The sequence below is a fragment of the Cupriavidus phytohabitans genome, from assembly GCF_017815025.1.
GTDB lineage: Bacteria > Pseudomonadota > Gammaproteobacteria > Burkholderiales > Burkholderiaceae > Cupriavidus.
Genome location: NZ_JAGIQB010000030.1, coordinates 81,097 through 87,582 on the forward strand (window position 1 = coordinate 81,097; position 6,486 = coordinate 87,582).

The window sequence follows — 6,486 nt, forward strand, 5'->3', positions numbered from 1 at the left end:
ACAAGGCGGGACGCACAGAAGGCAAGCGAAGAAGGCAGGCAATGCCGGCCGGCGACGGCGCCGGCCGGGTTCAGGCTGCCGGCGCGGCGGCACCTCGGCGCGAACGGTTGCCGTTGCCCACCGTCACCGCGGTGAAGATCGAGATCAGCTGGAAGCCGCCGATCATGAAGAACACCCACGCCGGCAGCTGCGCGTCCATCAGCGCGCCGAAGAACAGCGGCCCGCAGGCCAGCCCGATGTCCAGGCCGGAATAAACCACGCCATAGACGCGGCCGGTGGCGCCGGCGGGCGCGGCGGCGCGCACCAGCAGGTCGCGCGACGGACCGGCGATGCCGGCGCCAAACCCGATCAAGCCCATCAGCACCGGCACCAGCAGTGCGGGGAACAGGTTCAAACCGACCAGAATGGCGATCAGGCCGGAGACGGTAAAGCTGATGGCGATGAGCCGGTCATGGTTGCTGGTGCGGCTGGCGGCAAAGCCGCCGACGACCATGCCGCCGGCGCTGCACAGCATGTAGATGGTGTACGAAGCCGTAGCCAGCGTGAACGGCATGCCGTACAGGTAGGTCAGCGCGGTCGGCGCAAAGCTCTGAATGCCGGCGGCGGAGAACGTGGTCAGCAGGAAAAACGCCCAGCACACCCACACCTGCGGCAGCCGCAGGAAGCCCAGCAGGCTGCCGCCGGCGGCCCTGGCGGCGGGCCGTCCCACGGCGCCGCTCACCTCGCGCGGGTCCAGCACGTGGCGCAGCACCACCAGCACGGCCAGCACCGCGAAGGCCACCACCGAGGCCGCCGCCAGCGCCACGCGCCAGCTGGCCAGGTTGGCGATGGTGACCAGGAACAGGGGCGCCGCCGCCCAGCCCAGGTTGCCGGAAATGCCGTGCACCGAGAAGGCATGGCCCAGCCGCGGCTGCGACACGTGCTTGTTCAGCAGCGTGAAGTCGGCCGGATGGAACACGCCGTTGCCCAGCCCGGCCACCGCCGCGCCCGCCAGTAGCGCGGCGTAGCCGTTGCCGGCCGACAGCAGCAGCGCCGCGCTGCCGAGGAAGGCCAGCCCGGCAAACAGCACCGGCCGCGCGCCGACGCGGTCCACCACGAAGCCCGAGGCGGTCTGCACCACCGCCGACACGGCGAAGAACACCGTCATCAGCAGGCCCAGCTCCGCATAACTCAGCCCGAACTCGGCCTTGATCCACGGAAACAGGGGCGCCAGCAGCAAGTGATAGAAATGCGAGACCCCATGCGCCAGCCCGACCAGCCCGATCACCTGGGCGTCATGGCGAAGCGGATTGCGGACGGGATCGAGAGCGGCGGTGGACATGGCGCGGGCGGAAGGTGCGGTAGCGGGCTGCGGCGGGAGTGATGCGGGAGTGATGCGGCCAGCCAACAAAAAATGCGGGCCGAAGCCCGCATCATAGAGGAAAACCGCGCCCCGCTGCAGCCGGGTGGCGGCCGCGCCGCCTGCCGCCATCCCTACATCTGCTTGAACAGGTGCGCGTACTGGCGGGCCACCGGCAGCAGCTCGGGCCGGTCGCGCAGCCGCAGCGACAACCGCCCCAGAGACTGGTTGACCGCGCTGGCCACGCAGTCGATGTTGACGACCGTGCCGCGGTGGACCTGCCAGAAACGCTCCGGATCCAGTTGCTGGGTCAGTTCGCGCAGGCTGGTGCGGATCAGCGCCTCGCCGGCGCTGGAGACCACGTTGACGTACTTGTCGGTGGCTTCCAGGTAGATCACCTCGTCGACCGGGATGATGCGGACCTCCTGCCCGACCAGCGCCCTGATAAAGCGCAGGTACTGGCGCTGCGCCGCGCCGCCGGGCGTGGCGTGCTCGAGAAATTCGAGCCGCGCCAGCAACTGCCCCAGGCGGTCGGTGTCGAGCACGGCGGCCTCCGCCTCGGCGCTGTCATCCGTCTCGCCGCCTGCCTGGTCGTCCGCCGTGTCCGCCATCGCCTGCAGGCGTTCCTTGAGGCGGCACACGGTCGCCTCCAGCCGCTCGCGCTGCACCGGCTTGAGCACATAGTCGACCGCGGCGCGCTCGAAGGCCTCCAGCGCGAACTGGTCATAGGCGGTAACAAAGACCACCAGCGGCGGGATATCAAACTCGATCAGTTCGCGCGCCACGTCCATGCCGCTCATGCCCGGCATGCGGATATCCAGGAAGGCCACGCGCGGCTGGTGCTCGCGTGCGGCGGCCAGCGCGGCCACGCCGTCGTGCACGACCGAGACGATACGGGCCTCGGGCCACAGCGACTTCAGTTCGGATTCCAGCACGCGCGCGAGCAGCGCTTCGTCGTCGGCGATCAGAAGGGTCGGGGTCATGGGGGCGATGTTGGGGGCAGTGAGGAAATCCGGGGCGATGCTGATGACGCTGTCCTATGCAGCGCCTCTGGTTGTCTTCGTGCAGGCGATCACCAGCGGCAGCCCGTCAGGTCCGCTGGATGGCCGGCGACGGCACGGACATGCTCTCCGGCATCGTGACCGTATGCGTCAGCGTCGGCGCCTCGACCGGGCGCACCAGCGGCAGCGTCAGCCGCACCACCACCCCGCGCGGCGTGTTTTCTTCCATCTGCATGCTGGCGGCGGCGCCGAAGATCCGTGCCAGCCGCTCGCGCACGTGGGTGATGCCCAGCCCCGAGCCCTTGCCCGATGCATGGCCGAAGCCGACGCCGGTATCGGCAATGATCACCTGCACCGCATCGTCGCCGGCGGCGCGCGCCGACAGCTGGATATGGCCACCGCTCATGCAAGGCTCGATGCCGTGCGTGACCGCGTTTTCCACCAGCGGCTGGATCAGCATGGGCGGAATCTCTACCTTGGCCAGCTCGCGCGGCAGGTCAATGTCATACGACAGCCGCTGGCCAAAGCGCATGCCCTGGATATCGAGGTAGCTGCGCAGCAGCTCGAACTCCTGCCGCAGCGTGCATTGCTCGGCGCGGGTGTGGGCCAGCGACATGCGCAGGAAGCCGATCAGGCGCTGCAGCAGCTGGCGCGCGGCGGGCGGATCGGTGGCGATCAGGCCGTCGAGGTTGGCCAGCGAATTGAACAGGAAGTGCGGCTCGATCTGCGCCTGCAGCGCCATCAGCTGCGCGCGCACCAGTTGCTTCTCGGCCTCCTCGCGCTGCAGCGCGTCAAGGGCAGCCTGGCGCTCCAGGTAGGCGAGCTTCTCGCGCGACCAGTAGAAGTAGATCATCGACGCCGATGCCAGCATGCCCACCACCAGGCACATGCGCAGCATGTCGCCGGTTTCGGCCACCGACTTGGGTGGCAGGTCCAGCGCCACGCGCGTGGCCCAGCCGCCGATCACCACGCCGGTCGGCACCGCGGCGGCAGCCAGCAGCAGGAAGGGCCAGCGGCGCGGCCGGTCGTTCCACCAGATGCCGACGCGCGGGATGTCGATCAGCAGCCAGATCGACAGGCCGATCAGCTGGCTGTAGACAAAGTTGTGCCAGAGCGTGCCGCCGGTCTGGAAACCGTAGTTGAGGCTGACGGCAATCACCGTGTTCATGCACAGCACGAACAGCAGGTCGCGGCCGAGGATGGTGAGCCGCGACGGGGGCGCGGTGGCGACGGTGGAGAAGCAGCGGTTCATGGCGGTACGTTAGCGCTGGCCAGTCTCGGCGCAATCGGCGCAATTGGCGCAATCCCCCGACGTGACGCGTGTGCCACACTCCCCGGCCAGCGCACGCCACCATTGGCCTGACAGCACATAACGCGGGAAGGTGATCCATTGCTCGGCGAAGATACGTCCGGCGATGTCCGCCGGGCCGGCAAACGGCTCCGGCGCGTTGGCCTCCAGCCGGTGCCCGCGCCCCTGCAGTGCCAGCGACATGCCCATGCACACCAGTCCCAGCGCCACCGCAGGCAGGCTCAGCCGCAGGATGCCGTAGGCGCACAGTACCGTGCCCGCCATGAACATCGGCACGGCCACGATATGCAGCAGCAGGTTGCGGGGATGCTGGTGGTTGCGGCCATAGCCGCGCCACTGCCAGCGCAGCAGCGGTTCGTCACGCATGATCGTCTCTCTCCCTTGCCCCTCTTTCCTTGCCCGGCGGGCAGCCGCGCGCAATATCTGTTGCACTGCGGAAGGCGTGCCGCGCAGGCCTGACTGGCAATGCGCGCCACGTGCAGGGACTTTACCCTTCACCCGGGCACGAAGAAAGCCTGTTGCGACGAACGGTGGACACGGGGCGCGAACGGCACCGTGCAGGGGCAGACGGCGCGCGCGGCACGCGGTGGAGTGCCGCCGGCGCCATGCGGAGCCGGGCAACGCCCGTGCACGGCTGACGGGGAATGCCGCTCAGGCCGCCAGCACCTGCCGGTCCTGCTCCGACAGCGCGCTGCTGACGGTGTCGCGCGACAGGTGCGGCGCGAACATATTGATGAAGGCGTGCGCATATCCGCGCAGGTAGGCGCCGCGGCGCACGGCCACGCTGGTGGTATTGGGCGCGAACAGGTGGTCGGCGTTGATGCGCACCAGGCCCGAGTCCTTGCGCTCGTCGTACGCCATCGAGGCGATGATGCCCACGCCCAGCTCCAGCTCGGCGTAGGTCTTGATCACGTCGGCGTCCAGCGCGGTCAGCACGATTTCCGGCTGCAGGCCGGCTTCGGCGAAGGCCGTGTCGATCTTGCGGCGGCCGGTAAAGCCGGCATCGTAGGTGATGAGCTGGAAGCCGGCCACGTCCTCCAGCGTCGGCTCGGGCAGGCGCGTGAGCGGATGGTCGGGCGAGACCACCAGCACGTGCTGCCAGCTGTAGGCTTCGAACGAGGTCAGCCCGGCTTCGGTCGCCAGCGCTTCGGTGGCGATGCCGATATCGGCCTGCCCCGTCAGCAGCAGCTCGACGATATGCATCGGCGACGCTTCCTGCAGGGCGAGCGTCACGTGCGGGTATTCGCGGCGGAAGGCCTGCACCACGCGCGGCAGCGCGTAGCGGGCCTGCGTGTGCGTGGTGGCCACGGTCAGGCGCCCGACATGGCGGCCGGCAAACTCGTCGCCGGCCTGGCGCAGGTTCTCGGCTTCAAGCAGCAGGCGCTCGACAATGCGCACGATCTCGCGGCCAGGCTCGGTCAGCCCGGTCAGGCGCTTGCCGTAGCGCTCGAAGATCTCCACGCCCAGCTCTTCCTCCAGCTCGCGGATCTGGCGCGACACGCCGGGCTGCGAGGTGTAGAGCGCGTTGGCGACCTCGGTCAGGTTGAACTGGCGGCGTACCGCCTCACGGATCGATCGGAGTTGCTGGAAGTTCATCGAGCGGCCTCTTGTTTTTTGATTGACGCGGTGCCGTTGGCTTGCGTAAAGACGCGCAGCTGGCGCGGCCGCACGGCGAGCAGTTCGCCCTCGCGGAAGCCCGCATGGCGGAAGCGCTCGAGCGGAAGCGCCACTTCGATCACGTCCTGGTTGTCTTCACGCTCGAGTTCGAGCTGGGCTACCGGGCCCAGCGTCAGCGCGCGGCGCAGGGTCACGGCGATGCCGTCGGCACCGGGCGAATAGCGCTCCAGGTCCAGGTCGTGCGGACGAACATACGCGGTCGCATCGCCTGCAGTCTCGTGGCCGCTGCCGACCACCGGCAGCACCGCCTCGCCGGTATGCAGCAGGCCGCCGCTCTCGCCCACTTCCAGCCGCCCGTGGAACAGGTTCACGTTGCCGAGGAAGCCGAACACGAACGGCGTGGCCGGATGGTTGTAGACCGCTTCGGGCGAGCCGTACTGTTCGACGTGGCCGCGGTTCATCAGCACCACCTGGTCGGCCACTTCGAGCGCTTCTTCCTGGTCGTGCGTGACGAATACGCTGGTCACATGCAGTTCGTCGTGCAGGCGGCGCAGCCAGCGGCGCAGTTCCTTGCGCACCTTGGCGTCGAGCGCGCCAAAGGGCTCATCGAGCAGCAGCACGCGCGGCTCCACCGCCAGTGCGCGGGCCAGGGCGATCCGCTGGCGCTGGCCGCCGGACAGCTGCGACGGGTAGCGGTCGGCCAGCCAGTCGAGCTGGACCAGGTCGAGCAGCGAATGCACCTTCTCGCGGATCTGCGCTTCGCTCGGGCGTTCGGCACGCGGCTTCACGCGCAGGCCGAAGGCCACGTTCTCGAACACGCTCATATGCTTGAACAGCGCATAGTGCTGGAACACGAAGCCCACCTGGCGCTGGCGCACATGCTGGTCCGAGGCATCGCGCCCGGCCAGCACGATCTGGCCCGCGTCGGCGCGCTCCAGCCCGGCGATGATGCGCAGCAGCGTGGTCTTGCCGCAACCGGACGGACCCAGCAGCGCGGTCAGCTCGCCTTCATCGAAATCGAGCGAGACATTGTCCAGCGCGACAAAATCGCCAAAGCGCTTCTCTACGTTCTTGACCTGGATGCTCATGATGCCGTTTCCTTACACCGATGCTTGCAGGGGGGTTCCCGCCGTGCCTGCTGTTCCTGCTGTTCCTGCTGTTCCTGCTGTTCCTGCTGTTCCTGCTGTTCCTGCTGTTCCTGCTGTTCCTGCTGTTCCTGC

6 protein-coding genes are annotated in these 6,486 nt (G+C 68.5%); all 6 read right to left on the reverse strand.

Annotated features, from left to right (window positions below; all coding sequences use genetic code 11):
• Window positions 1-70: 70 nt before the first annotated feature.
• The gene (locus J8I34_RS20730) at window positions 71-1,321 is read right to left on the reverse strand and encodes an MFS transporter (RefSeq protein WP_209772190.1); all 1,251 of its coding nucleotides are present in this window, start codon (window positions 1,319-1,321) and stop codon (window positions 71-73) included.
• 152 nt (window positions 1,322-1,473) lie between these two features.
• Window positions 1,474-2,322: a LytR/AlgR family response regulator transcription factor gene (locus J8I34_RS20735; protein ID WP_209806860.1), complete on the reverse strand. Its 849-nt coding sequence runs from the start codon at window positions 2,320-2,322 to the stop codon at window positions 1,474-1,476.
• Window positions 2,323-2,428: 106 nt separating this feature from the next.
• A complete protein-coding gene (locus J8I34_RS20740; RefSeq protein ID WP_029048738.1) occupies window positions 2,429-3,592 on the reverse strand; it encodes a sensor histidine kinase in 1,164 nt (387 codons plus the stop codon).
• 9 nt (window positions 3,593-3,601) lie between these two features.
• A complete protein-coding gene (locus tag J8I34_RS20745) occupies window positions 3,602-4,015 on the reverse strand; it encodes a DUF962 domain-containing protein (RefSeq protein ID WP_051320577.1) in 414 nt (137 codons plus the stop codon).
• 285 nt (window positions 4,016-4,300) lie between these two features.
• Window positions 4,301-5,245 carry a CysB family HTH-type transcriptional regulator gene (locus J8I34_RS20750; protein WP_029048737.1) on the reverse strand — a complete coding sequence of 315 codons (945 nt, stop codon included), beginning with the start codon at window positions 5,243-5,245 and terminating at the stop codon, window positions 4,301-4,303.
• Window positions 5,242-6,354: a sulfate/molybdate ABC transporter ATP-binding protein gene (locus tag J8I34_RS20755; RefSeq protein ID WP_209806861.1), complete on the reverse strand. Its 1,113-nt coding sequence runs from the start codon at window positions 6,352-6,354 to the stop codon at window positions 5,242-5,244. Before J8I34_RS20755 ends, J8I34_RS20750 begins: the two co-directional genes overlap by 4 nt.
• Window positions 6,355-6,486: the final 132 nt, after the last annotated feature.

Bases quoted from the DNA above. Each gene is read 5' to 3' on its own strand.
- J8I34_RS20730 (WP_209772190.1), bottom strand. From the start codon at position 1,321: ATGTCCACCGCCGCTCTCGATCCCGTCCGCAATCCGCTTCGCCATGAC.
- J8I34_RS20755 (WP_209806861.1), bottom strand. From the start codon at position 6,354: ATGAGCATCCAGGTCAAGAACGTAGAGAAGCGCTTTGGCGATTTTGTC.
- J8I34_RS20735 (WP_209806860.1), bottom strand. From the start codon at position 2,322: ATGACCCCGACCCTTCTGATCGCCGACGACGAAGCGCTGCTCGCGCGC.
- J8I34_RS20750 (WP_029048737.1), bottom strand. From the start codon at position 5,245: ATGAACTTCCAGCAACTCCGATCGATCCGTGAGGCGGTACGCCGCCAG.
- J8I34_RS20740 (WP_029048738.1), bottom strand. From the start codon at position 3,592: ATGAACCGCTGCTTCTCCACCGTCGCCACCGCGCCCCCGTCGCGGCTC.
- J8I34_RS20745 (WP_051320577.1), bottom strand. From the start codon at position 4,015: ATGCGTGACGAACCGCTGCTGCGCTGGCAGTGGCGCGGCTATGGCCGC.